The sequence below is a fragment of the Brevundimonas sp. FV1ye28 genome (assembly GCF_058681135.1).
The window spans coordinates 2,362,823-2,380,939 of record NZ_CM178731.1; the positions used below are offsets into that span (position 1 = coordinate 2,362,823).

At 68.8% G+C, this 18,117-nt stretch carries 17 protein-coding genes; 5 read left to right on the forward strand and 12 right to left on the reverse strand.

From position 1 onward, the window contains the following. Window positions 1–32 precede the first annotated feature (32 nt). Window positions 33–833, reverse strand: a complete 801-nt coding sequence (locus tag ACW171_RS11515) for a potassium channel family protein (RefSeq protein WP_492093407.1) — start codon at window positions 831–833, stop codon at window positions 33–35. A gap of 67 nt (window positions 834–900) precedes the next feature. Further along, window positions 901–1,302: a host attachment family protein gene (locus ACW171_RS11520; RefSeq protein WP_492093409.1), complete on the reverse strand. Its 402-nt coding sequence runs from the start codon at window positions 1,300–1,302 to the stop codon at window positions 901–903. 122 nt (window positions 1,303–1,424) lie between these two features. Here ACW171_RS11520 and dapF point away from each other — a divergent pair, with 122 nt between their 5' ends. Together dapF and ACW171_RS11530 are read left to right on the forward strand one after the other, a co-directional pair. Then, complete coding sequence (dapF, locus tag ACW171_RS11525) at window positions 1,425–2,267, forward strand: diaminopimelate epimerase (protein ID WP_492093410.1); 843 nt, start codon at window positions 1,425–1,427, stop codon at window positions 2,265–2,267. An 82-nt stretch (window positions 2,268–2,349) separates the two neighbouring features. After that, the gene (locus ACW171_RS11530; protein WP_492093412.1) at window positions 2,350–4,710 is read left to right on the forward strand and encodes an NADP-dependent malic enzyme; all 2,361 of its coding nucleotides are present in this window, start codon (window positions 2,350–2,352) and stop codon (window positions 4,708–4,710) included. A gap of 4 nt (window positions 4,711–4,714) precedes the next feature. On the opposite strand, the gene ACW171_RS11535 is transcribed toward ACW171_RS11530, so the two are convergent. The 9 genes from ACW171_RS11535 to rdgB all read right to left on the reverse strand — a co-directional run bounded on the left by ACW171_RS11535 (window position 4,715) and on the right by rdgB (window position 14,822). After that, complete coding sequence (locus ACW171_RS11535; RefSeq protein ID WP_492093413.1) at window positions 4,715–6,409, reverse strand: AmpG family muropeptide MFS transporter; 1,695 nt, start codon at window positions 6,407–6,409, stop codon at window positions 4,715–4,717. A 48-nt stretch (window positions 6,410–6,457) separates the two neighbouring features. Continuing rightward, window positions 6,458–8,044 (reverse strand): response regulator, encoded by a 1,587-nt coding sequence (locus ACW171_RS11540; RefSeq protein ID WP_492093414.1) that lies wholly within the window; start codon window positions 8,042–8,044, stop codon window positions 6,458–6,460. 93 nt (window positions 8,045–8,137) lie between these two features. Further along, entirely contained in the window at window positions 8,138–9,715 is a 1,578-nt protein-coding gene (locus ACW171_RS11545; RefSeq protein WP_492093415.1) for a YifB family Mg chelatase-like AAA ATPase, read from the reverse strand. Window positions 9,716–9,774: 59 nt separating this feature from the next. Continuing rightward, window positions 9,775–10,725, reverse strand: a complete 951-nt coding sequence (gene gshB / locus ACW171_RS11550) for a glutathione synthase (RefSeq protein WP_492093416.1) — start codon at window positions 10,723–10,725, stop codon at window positions 9,775–9,777. A gap of 190 nt (window positions 10,726–10,915) precedes the next feature. Beyond that, window positions 10,916–11,731, reverse strand: a complete 816-nt coding sequence (locus tag ACW171_RS11555; RefSeq protein ID WP_492093417.1) for a SirB1 family protein — start codon at window positions 11,729–11,731, stop codon at window positions 10,916–10,918. A 41-nt stretch (window positions 11,732–11,772) separates the two neighbouring features. Further along, window positions 11,773–12,189 carry a YraN family protein gene (locus tag ACW171_RS11560; RefSeq protein WP_492093419.1) on the reverse strand — a complete coding sequence of 139 codons (417 nt, stop codon included), beginning with the start codon at window positions 12,187–12,189 and terminating at the stop codon, window positions 11,773–11,775. Further along, the gene (gene rsmI, locus ACW171_RS11565; protein WP_492093421.1) at window positions 12,186–13,061 is read right to left on the reverse strand and encodes a 16S rRNA (cytidine(1402)-2'-O)-methyltransferase; all 876 of its coding nucleotides are present in this window, start codon (window positions 13,059–13,061) and stop codon (window positions 12,186–12,188) included. Before rsmI ends, ACW171_RS11560 begins: the two co-directional genes overlap by 4 nt. Before the next feature lie 26 nt (window positions 13,062–13,087). Then, window positions 13,088–14,227, reverse strand: coding sequence for a radical SAM family heme chaperone HemW (hemW, locus tag ACW171_RS11570; protein ID WP_492093423.1), 1,140 nt, complete (start codon window positions 14,225–14,227; stop codon window positions 13,088–13,090). Then, window positions 14,220–14,822 (reverse strand): RdgB/HAM1 family non-canonical purine NTP pyrophosphatase, encoded by a 603-nt coding sequence (gene rdgB / locus ACW171_RS11575; RefSeq protein ID WP_492093425.1) that lies wholly within the window; start codon window positions 14,820–14,822, stop codon window positions 14,220–14,222. The genes hemW and rdgB overlap by 8 nt, the downstream gene beginning before the upstream one ends. Window positions 14,823–15,390: 568 nt before the next feature. On the opposite strand from rdgB, the gene ACW171_RS11580 reads away from it, so the two are divergent. From ACW171_RS11580 to ACW171_RS11590, 3 genes are read left to right on the forward strand one after another with little or no spacing between them, the layout of a single operon-like run. Continuing rightward, the gene (locus tag ACW171_RS11580; RefSeq protein WP_492093427.1) at window positions 15,391–15,999 is read left to right on the forward strand and encodes a DUF2975 domain-containing protein; all 609 of its coding nucleotides are present in this window, start codon (window positions 15,391–15,393) and stop codon (window positions 15,997–15,999) included. Next, entirely contained in the window at window positions 15,999–16,238 is a 240-nt protein-coding gene (locus tag ACW171_RS11585) for a helix-turn-helix domain-containing protein (RefSeq protein WP_492093428.1), read from the forward strand. Before ACW171_RS11580 ends, ACW171_RS11585 begins: the two co-directional genes overlap by 1 nt. A gap of 4 nt (window positions 16,239–16,242) precedes the next feature. Continuing rightward, on the forward strand, window positions 16,243–16,821 hold the full coding sequence (locus ACW171_RS11590; protein ID WP_492093430.1) for a Smr/MutS family protein: 579 nt from the start codon (window positions 16,243–16,245) through the stop codon (window positions 16,819–16,821). A 217-nt stretch (window positions 16,822–17,038) separates the two neighbouring features. Here the strand turns inward: ACW171_RS11590 and ACW171_RS11595 are convergent, their stop codons facing one another. Then, the gene (locus tag ACW171_RS11595; RefSeq protein ID WP_492093432.1) at window positions 17,039–18,049 is read right to left on the reverse strand and encodes an adenosine kinase; all 1,011 of its coding nucleotides are present in this window, start codon (window positions 18,047–18,049) and stop codon (window positions 17,039–17,041) included. Between the last annotated feature and the right edge of the window lie 68 nt (window positions 18,050–18,117).

Sequence of the window (18,117 nt, forward strand, 5' to 3'; positions counted from 1 at the left end):
TACCGTTTTGTCACATCCGACAGCGTGGCGGATCAGTGGGACCCTTCGTCGGGGATGCAAAGCAGATTGCCGCACGCCTTGCAGTGGACGGCGTCTGGATCATGAACCTGAAGACCGCACTTCTCGCACGGATAGCGGACCTTGTGCGGACGCAGCAGGGTCTGGCCCAAGCGCACGAACAGCGTCACCCCGACCAGCATGATGATGATCGAGACGATCCGCCCCCACATGCCGGGCAGCAGGATGTCCCCGTATCCGGTCGTGGTCAGGCTGGTGACCGTGAAATAAAGGGCGTCGACATAGCCGCTGATGCCTTCGTAACGCCCCATGAAGCCGGTGTAGACGAAGCCTGTCGCCACGAAGACGAAGGTGACCAGGGCGACCAGGGCCTTGGTGGTATCCTCGACACGGGTGTCATCGTATTTGCGGCCGACCGTCGTCCAGAAGAAGTCCGAGTTGACGAGGGTCCACAGGCGAATGACGCGCAGGAAGCCCAGGTTGAACAGCCAGGCCGGGAACAGCAGCGTCGCCAGGATGAACAGGTCGACCCAGACGATCGGTCGCTTCAGCCAGTCCCTGATGTCGGAATAGGCCAGGGCGCGCGCGGCGAGATCGGCCGCCAGCAGCGCGGCGACCACATAGTCCACGATGTAGAAGGCCAGGCCTATGTGCTTCAGCACCGGCGCGGCGATGAAGAAGGCGACGATGATCAGGTCGATGGTCAGGACCGCCAGCCTGAACCGGACAGCCGTGGTCGATGCGCCGTGATACAGGGCGCGGAGACGGGCGCGGAGGCGGAGGCCGCGGGGCGGGACCCGCTCGGTCGCTGTCATGTCCCTCCTCTAGCCGCGCAATCGCCGGAGCGCCACGGCCCGGAACGCCGGACCGTGGCCAGCACCGTCAGGCCTTGGAGATGGCGGCGGCGATCTGGTCGGACGAATGACCGGTCAGATCCTTGGAGATTTCGCCCACCAGGCGCGACGAAAGCTCCTTGTGCCAATGCTTGCGCAGCTCGCCGAGCGTCTTGGGCGCTGCGATGACCAGAAGCTTGTCGACCTTGCCGTTCAGCACCCATTTGTTGAGCACCTCGGCCACGCCCATGGCGAAACCGTCCTCGGCCTGGGTGTCGTTGTCGGGATTGGCTTCGCTGGAGATGCGGCCGGCCGAGCCGGACACGCGCTCCTCGATCGCCGGGACCGGCTGGGCGGTCAGGGAGACGTCGCCGCCATTGCCGGTGTTCTTGAACAGGGCCAGCTTCTCGCCGTCGACGACCGCCACCATCGCGCCATTGGGAAGATTCATGGGAAAAGCCTCGTCGTCTGTTTCAGGGGACAGGCTAACGGGCCGCGGCCGGGGACGTTGCGTGAGTGCGACTATGGAGACGCCCATTTCGGAGGCGCGGCCGACGTGACTATATGACGCCCATGAGCGCCGCGACCCCCAGACCCTTCGTCAAGATGAACGGCGCCGGCAACGACTTCGTCGTCGTCAATGCGCTCGACCGTCCCTTCGCGCCCGGTCCCGACGCCGTGCGCGCCCTGGGCGATCGCAAGACCGGCGAAGGCTTCGACCAGCTGATCGCCATCGAGCCCTCGGACAGCGCCGACGCCTTCATGCGGGTGTGGAACGCTGACGGAGGCGTGGTCGAGACCTGCGGCAATGCGCTTCGCTGCGTCGGCTGGATGCTGATGCAGGCGAACGGCACGGATCGGGTGACCATCGACACGCTCGGCGGCCCGGCGATTGCGCGGCGCGCTGGACCGGAGCGGATCACCGTCGACATGGGTCCGCCCCGGCTGAACTGGCGCGAAATCCCCCTGGCCGAGGAGATGGACACCCGCGGCATCGAGCTGCAGGTCGGCCCCATCGACGATCCCGTCGTGCACACCCCGGGCGCCGTCTCCATGGGCAATCCGCATGTGGTCTTCTTCACCGACCGCCAGGACGACGCCTTCGTCATCGGCACGGGGTCGCTGATCGAGCACCACCCCCTGTTTCCGGAAGGGGTCAATGTCGGCTTCGCCAATGTCCTGGCCCCCGACCGCATCCGCCTGCGGGTGTTCGAACGCGGTGCCGGGCTGACGAAGGCCTGCGGCACCGGCGCCTGCGCGGCCCTGGTCGCCTGCGCGCGGCGCGGTCTGACAGAGCGCAAGGCGACGGTGATCGTGGACGGAGGCGAACTGGTCATCGACTGGGATGAGGCGACCGGCCACGTCTTCATGACCGGCCCGGTCGAGGTCGAGCGGACCGGAACCTTGACCGTCTGACGCTCGCCCACCCGGCGTCGACGGTTGTCCCGACGGAAACCCGCAGCTAGACCGGACGCGCCCGCGACCGTCAGAGACACCGATGCCCGATCAGACCGACAAACAGACCTTCTCCGACCAGGAAGCGCTCGATTTCCACCGGCTGCCGAACCCCGGCAAGATCTCCATGGCGCCGATCAAGCCCATGGCGACCCAGCGCGACCTGTCGCTGGCCTATTCGCCGGGCGTCGCCGTGCCGGTCCGCGCCATCGCCGACAATCCCGACGCCGCCTATGACTACACGTCCAAGGGCAATCTGGTCGCCGTGATCTCGAACGGCACGGCCATCCTGGGCATGGGCAACCTCGGCCATCTGGCGTCCAAGCCGGTGATGGAGGGCAAGGCCGTCCTGTTCAAACGCTTCGCCGACGTCGACAGCTTCGACATCGAGGTCAAGACCACCGACCCGGATGAGTTCATCACCGTCGTCAAGAACATCGGCGACAGCTGGGGCGGCATCAATCTGGAGGATATCAAGTCCCCGGAATGCTTCGTCATCGAAAGCGAGCTTCAGGACCTGCTGGACATCCCCGTCTTCCATGACGACCAGCATGGCACGGCCATCATCTCCACCGCCGGCCTGATCAACGCCTGCCATCTGACGGGCCGCAAGTTCGAGGACGTGAAGATGGTCCTGGTCGGCGCGGGCGCCGCCGGCCTGTCGTCGCTCAGCCTGATGAAGTCCCTGGGCGTGAAGCCCGAGAACGCCACGGTCGTCGACCTGCACGGCGTCATCTACCGCGGCCGCACCGAGGGCATGGACCAGTGGAAGTCGGTCCACGCCATCGACACCGACAAGCGCACCCTGGCCGAGGCCATGGTCGGCGCCGACGTGGTCCTGGGCCTGTCCGCCAAGGGCGCCATCACGCCCGAGATGGTGGCCACCATGGCGCCCCGCCCGATCATCTTCGCCATGGCCAACCCCGACCCGGAGATCACCCCGGAACAGGTCCACGCCGTGCGCAAGGACGCCATCGTCGCCACCGGCCGCTCGGACTATGTGAACCAGGTCAACAACGTCCTGGCCTTCCCCTATCTGTTCCGGGGCGCCCTCGACGTGCGCGCCCGCCGGATCAATCACGAGATGAAGATCGCCTGCGCCCACGCCCTGGCCCAGCTGGCCCGCGAGGACGTGCCGGACGAGGTGGCCGTGGCCTATCGCGGTCGCAAGCTGAAGTTCGGCCCGGACTACATCATCCCGACGCCGTTCGATCCGCGCCTGATCTGGTACATCCCGCCCTTCGTGGCCAAGGCCGCGATGGACACAGGCGTGTCGCGCGTCTCCATCGACGACATGGACGAATACCGCGCCCAGCTGCGCGAGCGCGTCGATCCGTCCGCCGCCCTGATGCAGAAGATCTCGTCCGCCGTGCGCGCCGCCCCGAACAAGCGGGTGGTCTTCGCCGAGGGCGAGGAATCGACCGTGATCCGCGCCGCCTGGGCCTTCAAACAGGCCGAGCTGGGCACGCCGATCCTGATCGGCCGCGAGGATCTGGTGCGTAAGAACGCCGCCGAGGCCGGCCTCGACTTCGAGGCCATGGGCATCGAGATCGTCAACGCCCGCGTCTCCGAGCGGAACGTCGAATACACCGACTTCCTCTACGACAAGCTGCAGCGCCGGGGTTACCTGCGTCGCGATGTCCAGCGGATGATCAACCAGGACCGCAACTATTTCGCCGCCGCCATGCTGGCGCGCGGTCAGGCCGACGCCATGGTCACGGGCACGACCCGGAACTTCAACATGGTGCTGAAGGAGGTCCGGCGGGTGCTGGACGTCGAGGACAGCCTGATCGGCCTTTCCATCGTCCTGGCCAAGGGCCGGACGATCTTCGTCGCCGACACCTCGATCCATGAACTGCCCGGCGCCGAAGAACTGGCCGACATCGCCATCCAGGCCGCTGCGGCCGTGCGCAAACTGGGCCGCACCCCGCGCGTGGCCTTCCTCAGCTATTCGACCTTCGGCAACCCTCCCGGAGAACGCGGCGACAAGGTGCGCGAGGCGATCCGCATCCTCGACCAGAAGGGCGTCGATTTCGAGTACGAGGGCGAGATGCCGCCCGAACTGGCGCTCGATCCGGCCCTGCGCACCAACTATCCCTTCATGCGCCTGAGCCGCGAGGCCAATGTGCTGGTCATGCCGGCGCTGCATTCCGCCGCCATCTCGACCCAGCTGGTCCAGGCCCTGGGCGGGGCGACGGTGATCGGCCCGCTGCTGGTGGGGCTGGAGAAGTCGGTTCAGATCGTCTCCCTGGGCGCCCAGGTGTCCGAGATCATCACGGCCGCCACCTTCGCCGCCTACGAACAGGGTGTCAGCGTCGAGTTCGAACCCGAAGACGAGGACGTCGCCCCGCACCCCAGCGCGGCGGCCGAGCGGTCGATGACGGCGGTGCCGCCGACCGTCTGAGCGATCAGACGGTCGGGACACCCTCGCGAGCGATCCGGCGGGCCTCGAAGCCCAGCCGGATCCACTCGATCACGACGAAGACGATGGCGATCACCCCCATCCAGGCAGCGATGACGAACATCGGCGCATAGCCCTGGGCGTCGACCAGCTCGCCGAGCGCGCCGCGCCCCAGCGTGCCGATCAGCAGGGCCAGCGAGATGAAGACCGCGAACTGGACCGCGCCGAAGGTCCGGTTCGACAGGGCCGAGAGATAGGCCACAAAGGCCGCGCCGGCGAAGCCGCCGGCGATGTTCTCGCCCGCGATGGCCATCATCAGCCGGGCCAGAGCCTCATGGACGCCGATGCCGTTGAACACAGAATAGAGGCCGGTCGCCGACATGAAGGCGCCGACGTTGGGCGCTCCCAGGGCCAGGTCCATGAACAGCAGATTGGTCGCGGCAGTCAGGACGGCGCCGATCAGCAGGCTCCACATCCGGCCGATGACCAGCAGCGCCCAGCCGCCCAGCGCGATGCCGACGATGGTCATGATCACCCCGAAGGTCTTGGACGCCAGCGCCACCTCGGCCGCCGTGTGACCCAGGGCTCCGCCCGTGTCGCCCATGTAGAAGGGAAAGGCGAACGGCCCCCAGACGCCGTCGGTGATCCGATAGGTCAGGATCAGGCCCAGCACCACCACCGCCCCCCAGCCCAGGCGGCCCATCAGCTCGACGAGGGGGGCCAGGATGGCGTCGTAGAAGGTATCGGCCAGCTTGGGCGCCGCCGTGGTTTCGGCCTCGGTCGGGCTTCGGCCCTTCCAGACGATGAGGCCGGCGAGGGCGGCGGGCAAGACGACGGTCGCGCCCACGATCCATGGGCCCCAGGCGGCGGTGAAGGTTCCGGCGCTCGGCGCAGGCGAGGTCGTCAGGGCGATGACCATGAAGCGGACCAGCATGAACGCCGCCCAGCCCCAGGCCGCCAGGGTCGCCACCAGAACGGCCAGGCGCAGACTGGGCGAACCGCGACGCTGTTTCGCCACGGCGGCCTGCGACGACGGGATCGGTTCGGGCGCGATCAGCGTGCCGACGATCCCCAGGCCCATCAGCAGGGCTGCGGTGAAGAAGACGCCCGGCCAGCCGAGCACTTCGGACAGGAGCAGGGACCCGGCCCCGCCCGCCAACGCCGCCGTGCGATAGCCGAGCTGATAGATGGTCGACAACAGATCGATGGGCGTCTTTTCGTCGGCCACCTCGATCCGCCAGGCGTCGATGACGATGTCCTGTGTGGCGAAGGCGAAGGCGCCGAGCGTCGCGCCCAGGGCCAATGGCCCCAGCACCCCGGCGCTCGGGTTCGACAGGGCGACGAGGCCCAGCGCAACGGCGATGATGACCTGAAGCACCAGGAGCCAGCTGCGCCGGCGGCCCAGCCGTTTGCCCAGGCCCGGCGGGGTCCAGCTGACGGCGGGAGACCACAGGAAGCGGAAGGCGCCGAACAGGCCGATCCAGCTGAGGATGCCGATGGTGGCGACCGGGATCTGCGCCTCGGTCAGCCAGGCGTTCAGGGTGCCGATCAGCATGGCGAACGGCAGGCCCGCCGAGAAGCCCAGCAGCAGCATGGCCAGGGTGCGCCGCTCGCGGAAGGCGACCTTCAGAACCGCCAGACCCTTGGGCTTCACGTCGATTTCAGCCGGCGCTGCGGGGGGCGCTGGTGGGGTCTGGGTCATGCAGGCGGCCTCTGTCTCGAAGGGCGGCCCGATCTGACGCCGGTGACCCTATCCGAAGGCGACCTTGGCGCGGATGTCGCCGCTCGTCCAGCGGGCCAGGGCCGAGCGCAGGGCCTCCGGCTCCAGCGGCTTGACCAGGTGGTCGTCCATGCCCGCTTCCAGACAGGCCTGCCGGTCCTCGGTGAAGGCGTTGGCGGTCAGGGCGACGATCGGGGTGCGATCCCCGGCGGCGCGCAGGGCCCGGGTCGCGGACGGTCCGTCCATGCCGGGCATGCGCATGTCCATGAAGACCAGATCGTAACGGGCGCGCTTCATGGCGGCGATCGCCTCGTCGCCGGTGGCGGCGGTCTCGACCACACAGCCCTCGCGGCGCAGCAGGGTCTTGGCCAGAAGTGCGCCGACCGGATTGTCCTCGACCAGCAGCACCCGGGTTCCGGCGAAGCGGACGGGCAGGACGCGGTCGTCCTCGGGCGGCAGGCCGCGCGGGGCGATCGGCGTCTCGCCGGCCGTGGCGGCGGCGATCACGCGTTCGACCAGCGAGGCGCGACGGAGGGGCTTGATCAGATAGCCGTGGAAGCCGACCGATCGGTAGCGGGCGATCAGCTCGCGCTCCGACGGTTTGAGCAGAACGATGCCACGCCCGACCTCGGGCAGGGCGGCGAGCGGCCGGCCGGAGGCGGCGGCTTCGGCGTGGTCGACCAGGGTGACCGGGGCCGCCTCCTTGGCAAGGCCGTCGGCGGGGCAAACCGAGCCGCCGGACGCGGCGATCTGGGCCTCGGCGGCGGCGCGGACGAAGGTGTCCGGGGTGCGGACGGCGACGGCGCGGTCGGTCAGGGGACGGGCGCGCGGCTCCGCGTCGGCGACCGCGTCGAACACGGCCTCGAACACGAAGCGGGACCCGGTCGCGCCCTTGGGGCCGGGCCTGTCCTCGACGCGAACGGTTCCGCCCATGGCCACGGCCAGTTTCTGGACCACGGCCAGCCCCAGGCCGGCGCCGCCGTGACGGGTGGCGTCCGACGCGTCGACATGGCCGAACTCCTCGAAGATGCGGGCGCGCGCCTCGACCGGCACGCCGGGACCGGTGTCGTCGATGATGAAAGCCAGCTTCGGCCGCTTGTCGGATCCCCCATTCCTCCCCGGCGCGCGTTCGACGGCGATGCGGACGCCGCCGGCCTCGGTGAACTTCACGGCGTTTCCGGCGAGATTGAACAGGACCTGACGCAACCGACCTTCGTCGGCCAGGACGTCGGGGGCGTCCGGCGAGACTGACCAGACGATCTCCAGTCCCTTGTCGTGAGCGCGCGGGCTGAGGAGTTCGGCGACGCCGCGCACCAGACCCTCGAGCTCGACCGGCGCCGGATCGAACTCCAGCTTGCCGGCCTCCAGCCGCGCATAGTCGAGCAGGTCGTTGACCAGACCCAGAAGGTGTTCGGCACTGTCGCGCGCGGCCTCGGCATAGGACCTCTGGGCGCCGTCCAGACGGGTGCGGGTCAACAGACCCAACATGCCGATCACGCCGTTCAGAGGCGTCCTCATCTCGTGGCTCATGAGGCGCAGGAAGGGGTCGGCCCCGCCCGCGCGGACGGCCTCTCCGGTATCGTTACTCGCCGCCTGATCCGTATTACGCCGCGCCATGCCCGTCTCCGCCCCCGTCCCGGGGATGGGACGCACCCTGCGGGAGCAGGCGTTAAGGACGGCTCAACCGACGATGGACGCCATCACCAGCCATCACCAGGCGGGCAGACTGGATCGGGCACCCCGCTGGCGTTCGAACTGTTCCTTGGCGCCGACCGTGGTGCGGCGATAGATCAGGGCCTCGGCGATATGGCGGCGCAGGACCCCGTTCGATCCTTCCAGATCCGCGATGGTCCGGGCCAGTCGCAGCGACCGGGTCCAGCCCCGGGCCGTCAATCCGCCCGCCTCCCCCGCCCGCATCAGAAGCGCCCGCCCCGCCTCGTCCGGCGTCGCGAACCGTTCGAGCACGTCGCCGGAGGATCTCGCGTTCAGCGCCTGGCGCGGATCGAGGCCGGCCTCGCGCACCCGGTCGTCCTGCATGCCTCGGGCGACGGCGACGCGGGCGGCGGCCTCGGCCGTGCCCTCGGCCGGACTGGGCAGGGCCATGTCGGCGGCGGTGACCGGCGGCGTCTCCACCGTCAGGTCGATGCGGTCGAACATCGGGCCGGAGATACGGTTCTGATAGTCGCGCTGGCAGCGGGGCGCCTTGCCGCACGCCCCCTTGCCCGCCCCGCCGAGCCCGCAGCGGCAGGGGTTCATGGCCGCGACCAGTTGGAACCGCGCCGGATAGCGGACGTGGGCGTTGGCCCGCGCCACGACGATCTCGCCGGTCTCCAACGGTGCCCGCAGGCTGTCCAGAGCCTGGGCCGAATATTCGGGCAGTTCATCCAGGAACAGGACGCCGTTGTGAGCGAGCGAGGCCTCGCCCGGCTTGGCCCGGTAGCCGCCGCCGGTCAGGGCGGCCATGGAGGCCGAGTGGTGGGGCGACCGGAACGGCCGGTCGCGGGTCAGGGCGCCCCGCTCGATCAGCCCGGCCACCGACCAGACCATGGAGGTTTCCAGAAGCTCCTGCGGCGTCAGGGGCGGCAGCAGACCGGGCAGACGCTGCGCCATCATCGACTTGCCCGACCCCGGCGGGCCGACGAACAGGATGTTGTGTCCCCCGGCGGCGGCCACCTCCAAGGCCCGCTTGGCGCTCTCCTGTCCCTTGACGTCGCGCAGGTCAGCCGAGGTCCCCGCCATCGTCACCGGCCCCGGCTCGGGCGCGCGCAGGATGGTCGTGCCCTTGAAATGGTTGATCAGCCCGATCAGCGACCGGGGTGCGAGAAGCCGCACGTCTCCGGCCCAGGCCGCCTCGGGTCCGTTGGCTTCGGGACAGATCAGGCCGAGCCCCATGGAGGCGGCGGCGACGGCGGCCGGAAGCGTCCCGCCGACCGGCTGAATTCGTCCATCCAGCCCAAGCTCGCCCAGCGCCGCCCAGCCCTCAAGCGCATCCGGCTGGATCACCCCCAGAGACGCCAGCAAGGCCAGGGCGATGGGCAGGTCGAAATGGCTGCCCTCCTTGGGCAGGTCGGCCGGAGCCAGGTTGGCGATGATCCGCTTGGCCGGCAGGGCCAGCCCTATGCCCGCAAAGGCGCCGCGCACCCTCTCCCGGCTCTCGGCCACCGCCTTGTCCGGCAGGCCGACGATCGAAAAGATCGTCTCGCCGTCACGACCGACCAGCTGAACCTCGACGGTCACCCGCCGCGCCTCGACCCCCTCGAACGCCACCGTCGCGATACTGGCCAGCATGATCGTCCTCCACTCGATGGAGAACGAACCATGAACTCACTCAGATTGCAAGCGCGCCGTCATGCACTCGGAACGTGTTTCGCCTCGATGACGTCCCACAGGATGGCGGCAGCGTCGATGCCGGTGAACTCTTTCAGCTGCACCGCGCCGGTCGGCGACGTGACGTTGATCTCGGTCAGGTAGTCGCCGATCACGTCGATGCCGACGAACAACAGGCCCCGCGCCTTCAGCTCCGGGCCGATGATGGCGCAGATCTCCAGGTCGCGCGGGGTCAGCTCGACGGGCGCGGCCGTTCCGCCGACGCGCAGGTTCGACCGCACCTGACCCTCGGCCGGAACGCGGTTGATGGCGCCGACCGGCTCGCCGTCGATCAGGATGATGCGTTTGTCGCCCTTCGAGACCGCCGGAATGAATTTCTGGATCACCAGCGGGTCGCGCGAGCCCGTCATGTGAATCTCGATCAGGGCCTCCAGGTTCGGGTCGCCGGCCTTCAGGCGGACGACGCCCGAGCCCGCCGCGCCGTGCAGGGGCTTCAGCACCACATCGCCATGACGTTCATGGAAGTCGACCAGGGCGACGGGGTCTGAGGAGATCAGGGTCGGCGGCTGGACGCCCTCGAACCGGGTGGCGAACAGCTTCTCGGGGGCGGAGCGGACCTCGGCCGGGTCGTTGACGACCAGGGTGCGGGGATGGACCGTCTCCAGCAGATAGGTGGCGGTGACATAGGCCATGTCGAAGGGCGGATCCTGGCGCATCAGGATGACGTCGACGTCACGGCCCAGATCCAGCTTCACCTCGTCGCCCAGGGTGACGTGGTCGCCGAAGACCTGACGGATCAGGGCCGGGCGCGCGCGGCAGAACAGGGAGCCGTCCTCCAGCGCCAGGGTGCGGAAGTCGTAGACCCAGAGCGGATGGCCGCGCTGTTGCGCCTCCATGGCCAGGAAGAAGGTCGTGTCCGAGGCGATGTTGACCGCCTCGATGGGGTCCATCTGAATGGCGACTTTGAGCATGGGAGGGGGCTTCCTTGTTGCGCTATCGCTCGGCGCGCGGCGCCTCACTGCTTGAGCGCGTTCGCGCGTTCGAGAGCTTGGGTAATGGGCAAGGCCGGGCGCGGGCGCAAGGTCAGGTGTTGGGGAGCAGGTCTTGGGGCTTGGAGAGACGCTGCGGCCTTCCTACGACCTCGGCCCTACCCACGACCTCCTAGTTGAGCCTCATCCTCAACCGGTCGGCAGCCATCTGGTGCATCCGGTCGTCCTGGCCGGCGACGGCGCGGGCGCGGCGCAGGGCCTCGAGCGCGCCGGTCAGGGCGCCCTGTTTCTCCCGCGCGGCGGCGACGTCCAGCCAGGGCCGGTGATCCTCGGGATCCAGCAGGGCGCGGCGGACGGCCGAGCGTTCGGCGCAGAGGTAGTCCTCGGCCTTGATCGCCCGACTGAACAAGACGTTCTGCAGCCGGATCAGGGCCTCGCGGTCGCTGACCGGGGCCATCAGCACGTCCAGCCGGTCGGCGACATGCGGCGTCAGCCCGGCCCGCAGCGCCCGGCGGGTCAGTTCCGACGGCATGACCACCCGACCCTGACTGAAGGGATCCAGAGCCACCGGACCGGCCGGGGTCTCGACGCGCAGCAGGAAGTGGTTGGGGAAGTCGACGCCCTGCGCCTTCACCCCCGCCCGGCGCGCCGCGTCGAGATAGAAGACCGCCAGGGCCGCCGACAGGCCGCGCCGCCGCTCGGCCACATCGAGAATGTCGGTGTTGGCCGGGTCGTCATAGTGGAGCAGGTCGCCGTTGAGCCGCAGGTCCGCGGCCATCGTCTCCGCCAGAGCGTCGTCCGCGCTCTCGCCGCCGATCCGCTCGGCCAGCCGTTCGGCGGCGGCATCGGCCAGGACGCGCGCGGGCGAGGGATCGCGGAACGGGTAGTCGTGCAGGGCGCAGGCGATGGCGGCGTCCAGCAGCGGGAACGCATCATCCTCGGCCCGACCGGCCTCTTCCAGAACGATTTCCGCTTCTTCCCGCGTCACAGTTCCGTCCCCCGACGCCCCGTCTCCGCCCGCCGGCGGAACTATAGATTGCGACGATGACGCGGAATTCGCCTGGGTGCCAGCGCTACCGTGTCGATTCGCATCTCGAGACCGGCCAAGCTGGGTCTTTGGCGCAACAGTGCGGCGCCGGCGGACCGCAATCGTTCCAGCTGTTGAGAATCCACGGCATTTAGCGCCGCTTCGAGCGTGGCGCGACGTTTGACCTCGACGACGACGACCGTCCTGCCCTGTCTGGCCAGGATGTCAATCTCGACCCCGCGCGTCTTCAGACGGAAGCCCAGGATCTGGTAGCCCTTGAGCATCAGCCAGGCGGCGGCCAGCCATTCGGCGCCGTGACCTTCGCGGAACGCCTGTCCGCCCCGGGCTTGCCGCCAGGCCGCCTTGGGCCTGGCCGGAAGGACGGCGCGGACCCTTTCAGGCTTCGGAGGCCGTTTCACCCCTTGCCCTGAAGTTCCAGCGCGCGGCGGTAGAGGGCCTTTCTCGGCAGGTCGAAGGTCTCGGCCACCTCCGAGGCGGCCTCGCCGGTGGACAGGCGGGCCAGGGCCTCGGTGAGGGCGGCGTCCACGTCGGCTTCCGAGGCGACCTCGACCGCGCCGGGGCCGATGACGATGACGATTTCGCCCTTGGGCGCATCGCAGCGGGGGTCGACGGCCAGTTCGGCCAGGGTCCCCCGGATCGCCTCCTCATAGAGTTTGGTCAGTTCGCGCGTCACGGCGGCGGGGCGCGGCCCCAGGACCTCGGCCATGTCGGCCAGACTGGCGGCCAGGCGCGGGCCGCTCTCGAAGAAGACCAGGGTCTGGCGCGCCGCCTTGACCTCGCTCAGGGCCGTCTTCCTCGCTCCGGACTTGGGCGGCAGGAAGCCGGCGAACAGGAACCGGTCGGACGGCTGACCCGCGATGCACAGGGCGGCCAACAGGCTGGAGGCCCCCGGGATCGGATGAACCGGCAGGTCGGCGGCGATGAAGGCGCGCGCCACGACGAAGCCGGGGTCCGAGATCACCGGCGTCCCCGCATCGGACACCAGGGCCACGACCTGACCCTCGCGAACGCGCTCGATGGCGATCTCGGCCGCGCGGGCCGAGGCGTGGTCGTCGCAGCGTTCCAGCTTTGCCTTAAGGCCGTAGGCGCTCAGCAGCTTGGCGGTGACCCGTGTGTCCTCGGCCAGGACCAGGTCGGCGGCAGCCAGGACGTCGAGCGCCCGCAGCGTCATGTCGCGCAGGTTCCCGATCGGCGTCGCCACCAGATAGAGGCCCGGCGTCACCAGGCGCGGCGGCGGGGCGGTCGGGGGAAAGGGGCCGGGTTCGCTCATCGTCCCTCCGTGCCACAGACCGGGCGTCAGGTCAGCAAAGCCTTGAGCACGGCGTCGAGCACTGGCCGCCCCTTCGCCGTCGCCGCCACCCGGCCATCGGCGAAGGCGAGAAATCCGTCCTCGACCAGATCCTCCACGCGCCCGGTCAAGTCCAGCGCCGCCAGATCGTCCACGGCCACGCCCTCGACGGTGCGCAGGCCCAGCAGCAGCCTCTCCTCGGCGGCGGCGCGGGGGGCCAGCGCCTCCTGATCCGACCACGGCGTTCCCGCCGCGACGCCCTCGACATACGGACCGATCCTCTTGTGAGCGACGGTGGCGGTTCGCACGCCGTCCAGCGTCAGCCGCCCATGAGCGCCGGGGCCAACCCCGACATAGTCTCCGCCCCGCCAGACATGCAGGTTGTGCGCCGACCGGGCCTCGACAGTCCGGGCGTGGTTCGACACCTCATAGGCCTCGAACCCCGCCGCCCCCAGAACGGTCTGCGTCGCCTCATAGAGGTCTGCGGCCGTGTCCTCGTCCGGCGGGACCAGCGCCCCCCGCTCGGTCGCACGGGCGAAGGCGGTGCCTTCGGCGATGGTCAGTTGATAGGGCGAGACATGCTCGAACCCCATGTCGAGCGCCTCCATCATCGCCGCCGTCCAGCCCGCGACCGTCTGGCCGGGCAGGGCATAGATCAGGTCGATCGACAGCCGGTCGAAGACGCCTGCCGCCACGGCGATCGCTCGGCGCGCCTCGTCCGCCGAATGGTTACGGCCGAGGAACCTCAGCTGCGCGTCGTCCAGCGACTGGACCCCCAGCGACAAGCGATTGACCCCGGCCTCTCTCAGCGCGGCGAAATGAGCGGCCTCGGCGTCGGTGGGATTGGCCTCCAGCGTGATCTCGACGTCTCCGGCGGGGAACAGGGCCCGCGCCCGTTCGATCACGCGCCCTACGTCCTCGGCCCGCATCAGCGACGGCGTGCCCCCGCCGAAGAAGATCGAGGCCAGCGGTCGCTCCCCGATCAGGCCGGCCTGCGCCTCCAGGTCGCACAGGATGGCCTCGACCAGCACCGCCTGTTCCTCTCGCCAGCCCCGGTCGCGCACGACATTGAAGTCGCAGTAGGGACAGATGCGGGCGCAGTAGGGCCAGTGGACGTAGAGCGCCACCGCTTCGCCGGTATCAGTCAATCAGGGCCGCCTTCAGCATGGCGAAGGCCCGGGTGCGGTGGCTCATGCTCTCCTTCACCACGGGGTCCATCTCGCCGAAGGTCTGGTCGTAGCCTTCGAGGATGAAGATGGGATCATAGCCGAAGCCCCGGTCTCCGCGCGGCGGGAAGGTGACGACGCCGTCGACCCGCCCTTCGACCACCACGCACGGCCCATCCGGCCAGGCCACGGCCAGGGCAGACGTGAACCAGGCGGACCGGTCCGACGATCCCAGCTCGTCCAGCCGGGTCTCGATCTTCTTCATCGCCGAGACGAAGTCCCGCTCGGGCCCGCCCCAGCGCGCCGAAAAGATCCCGGGCGCTCCGTCCAGGGCCGCGACCGAGAGGCCGGAATCATCGGCCAGGCTGACCTCGCCCGAGAACTGGGCCGCATGCCGCGCCTTCAACATGGCGTTGCCGACAAATGTGGTCTCGGTTTCGGCCGGTTCGGGCAGATTCAACTCTCCGGCCGTGACCACCGTGTAATGTCCGTCCAGCAGAGCATGGATTTCACGCGCCTTGCCGGCGTTGTGAGTCGCCGCCACCAGCCGCATCCCCTTGATAAGCTTCAACTTCATCCCCGATCACGCGCGTGAAACATTTCATTGCTCAATTTTAATATCGTTAAACGATATGTAACATGACTTCCCAATCCGCACGTCCTATCTATGATCTCAAGAACGGCGGCCACAACGTTCCCCGGAAATACCCAGAAGGGCAAATCCGAACCCCGTGGCGCACATAATCGGGCATTAATGACCCGCCTCAGGATCGAAAGACTAGAACGATGAACACGATGAACGCCTCGCTGATGATGGACAAGGTCGGCGCGCTGCTGATCAACGCCGCCCTGCTCGCCGCCCTGCCGACCGCCCTGGTCGCCATCCTGCTGCAAGCCTTCTGATATAGGTGTCGCTATCGCTCGCGACGCGGTCGCTCACGACTTGAGCGACGAAATCCGGGCTCTCTCAATCCCCTGGTTGCCGCTACGGCGAGGCTCACCGAGCCGAGCGACGGCAACCAAGAACGAAGAGGCTTTTGACGCCGTTGAAGACAATCGCGATGTATAAGGCCGCGTAGGGGTTCTTCGAACCCCGCGCGGCCTCCGCGACCAGCCCTCCGGTCCCGATATTTTCCGAGCCCACGATGTCCCTCAACCGGCCCGAGCTGCGCCTGCCGAAGATGCCCAGAGGCATTCGCGCGCCGTTCCGGATCCCGTTCCTGAGGACCCTCGGGCCCGGCTCCGTTTCCAGCCTGCTGAAGATCGCGCTGGACGTGGCCTATGTGCTTTTGATGATCATCACGGCGGTGCTGCTCCTGGTCTTCCTGGCCTCGATTTTCATTCCGCTGACCGATCTCAATATCACGGTATCCAACGACACCGGCGGCACCCAGCAGCCGCTGACCCGGCCCCTTCTGCTGTTCGGCGTGGGCGCCCTGACCGCCTATTTCGGCGGCTTCCTGCTGATCCTGCGAAATCTGCGGATGATCTTCCGCACCCTGACCATCGGCGATCCGTTCCGGCCCGAGAATGTGCGCCGCCTGCGCCAGATCGGTCTGATCCTCGCTGTCGTCACCGGCGCCGTCTGGCTGGTCCAGGGACTGGTCGCCGCGCGCCTGGCGCCCGGGGTGATGGATTCGCAAGGGGTGGGCGAGCTATTGACCCCTATCTTCTCGGTCCTGGTCGTTTTCGTCTTGGCCGAGGTGTTCAAGGAAGGCGCCCGTCTGCGCCGTGAATCCGAGCTTACGATCTGATGGCGATACGGGTTCAACTCGATAAAATCCTCGTGGAGCGACGCATGTCGCTGACCGAGCTGGCGGACCGCGTGGGGGTGACCCTGGCCAATCTGTCCATCCTCAAGACCGGCAAGGCGCGGGCCGTGCGCTTCTCGACCCTCTACGCCCTGTGCCGCGAGCTGGACTGCCAGCCGGGCGACCTGCTGGTCTACGAGCCCGGCCCGCCCGAGTCGGACGCCGACGGCGAAGACGCCTGATCCCGTGGCGCGGCGACCGCCTCCCGATCTGACGACCGAGGACCGCCGCATCTGGGCCCGCGTGTCCGGCTCGGTGACCCCGCCCAAGGCCCGCAAGGCCGCGCGCGTCACGCCGGGCGCCATCCTGCCCGACGAGCCTCTGAAGCCCGAGACGATCAAGGCCCCCCGACCGCCGATCGTCGGCAAGCCGAAGACCTCGACCAAGATCCGCGCGGCCTCCGCCGTTTCCGCCAAGACCCCGCCTGCACCCACCCCTCGCTCGGTTCCCGAAGAGCTGGAGCCGCGCCGCCAGCGCCGCCTGTCGCGCGAACGCGATCCGATCGAGGCCACCATCGACCTGCACGGCTTCGGCCGCTTCGAGGCCGAGGACCAGCTGCGCGCCTTCCTGACCCAGTCGCAGGCGCGGGGCCTCAAGGCGGTTCTGGTCGTGACCGGACAGGGGCGGCGGGGCGGGGGAATCATCCGCGCCTCGATCCACGAATGGCTTCAGGGTCACGCCCTGCGCGGCGTCGTCTCCGGCTTCGCCATGGCCCACCGTCGCCACGGCGGCGACGGCGCGATCTACGTCACATTGAAACGCTAGTCCGAAGGCGCAGAACGCTCGGACTTAACATCGGACCCGGACTCAAGCCCTTGTTTCGGCGAGACTTACTCGCCGCTTCCACCTGAATGTCTAACACGATCCACCGCCGTGATAGACTGTGGGCTGGTCTTTGACATGACGGCGCAGTCCGGGTCCCGATCCGCACTCTTCGGACGCTTCGGACGCTTCGGACGGTGTTTGAGAGTCCAGTGAACGATCAGGCCGTCAGGGTCAGACCGTTCTCGGCGGCCAGGTCGGCCAGCTTAACCATGGGGCGCGGTCCCCAGTGGGCGATGACTTCCGAGGCGGCCAGCGAGCCCAGCTTGCCCGACTGCTCCAGCGTCAGGCCGCGCGCGACGCCCAGCAGGAAGCCTGCGGCGTACTGATCGCCAGCGCCCGTGGTGTCCTGGACCTTGGCGACCGGATAGGCGGCCACCGAGACGCGCTGATCGCCCGAGATGATGACCGAGCCGTGCTCGCCGCGCGTGACGGCGGCGACCTCGACCATGGAGGCCAGCTGCGAGGCGGCGGCGTCGAAATCCTCGGTCTCGAACAGGGCGGCCAGTTCGCCTTCGTTGGCCAGAACGATGTCCGCCGAAGCCTCGATGAAGGCCAGCAGTTCGGCGCGCCAGCGGGCGACGACGAAGGTGTCCGACAGTGTGATGGCGACCTTGCGGCCCGCCTTGTGCGCGGCGGCGGCGGCGGCCTCGAAGGCGGCGCGGGCCGGAGCCGGGTCGAACAGATAGCCCTCCAGATAGACGATGGCGCTGGATCCGATCAGGTCGGCGTCGATGTCTTCGACACCCAGCTGGTTCGCCGCGCCCAGGAAAGTGCACATGGTGCGCTGGCCGTCCGGCGTGACGTTGATCAGGCAACGGCCCGTTCCGGCTCCGCCTTCCAGAACCGGGGTGTCGAAGTGGACGCCCGAGGCGCGGATGTCGTGGCTGAAGACGCCGCCCAGCGTATCGGGGGCAACCTTGCCCACATACGCCGCCCGCCCGCCGAACGAGCCGACGCCTGCCACGGTGTTCCCGGCCGAGCCGCCCGAGGCCTCGACGCCCGCCGCCATGGCGTCGTACAGGGCCGCGCTCTGGGTCTCGTCGACCAGTTGCATGGAGCCCGGCGTCAGGCCTTGCGCGGTCAGGAAGGCGTCGTCGCACGGGCTCAGCACGTCGACGATGGCGTTGCCGACGGCGCAGACGTCGTAGGTGGCGGTGTTCTGGGTCATGGCGGGGCCATAGCCGCAGAGGCCGCGCCGCGCCAGTCCCGCGTCTTACGCCGGACCGGGAAAACGAT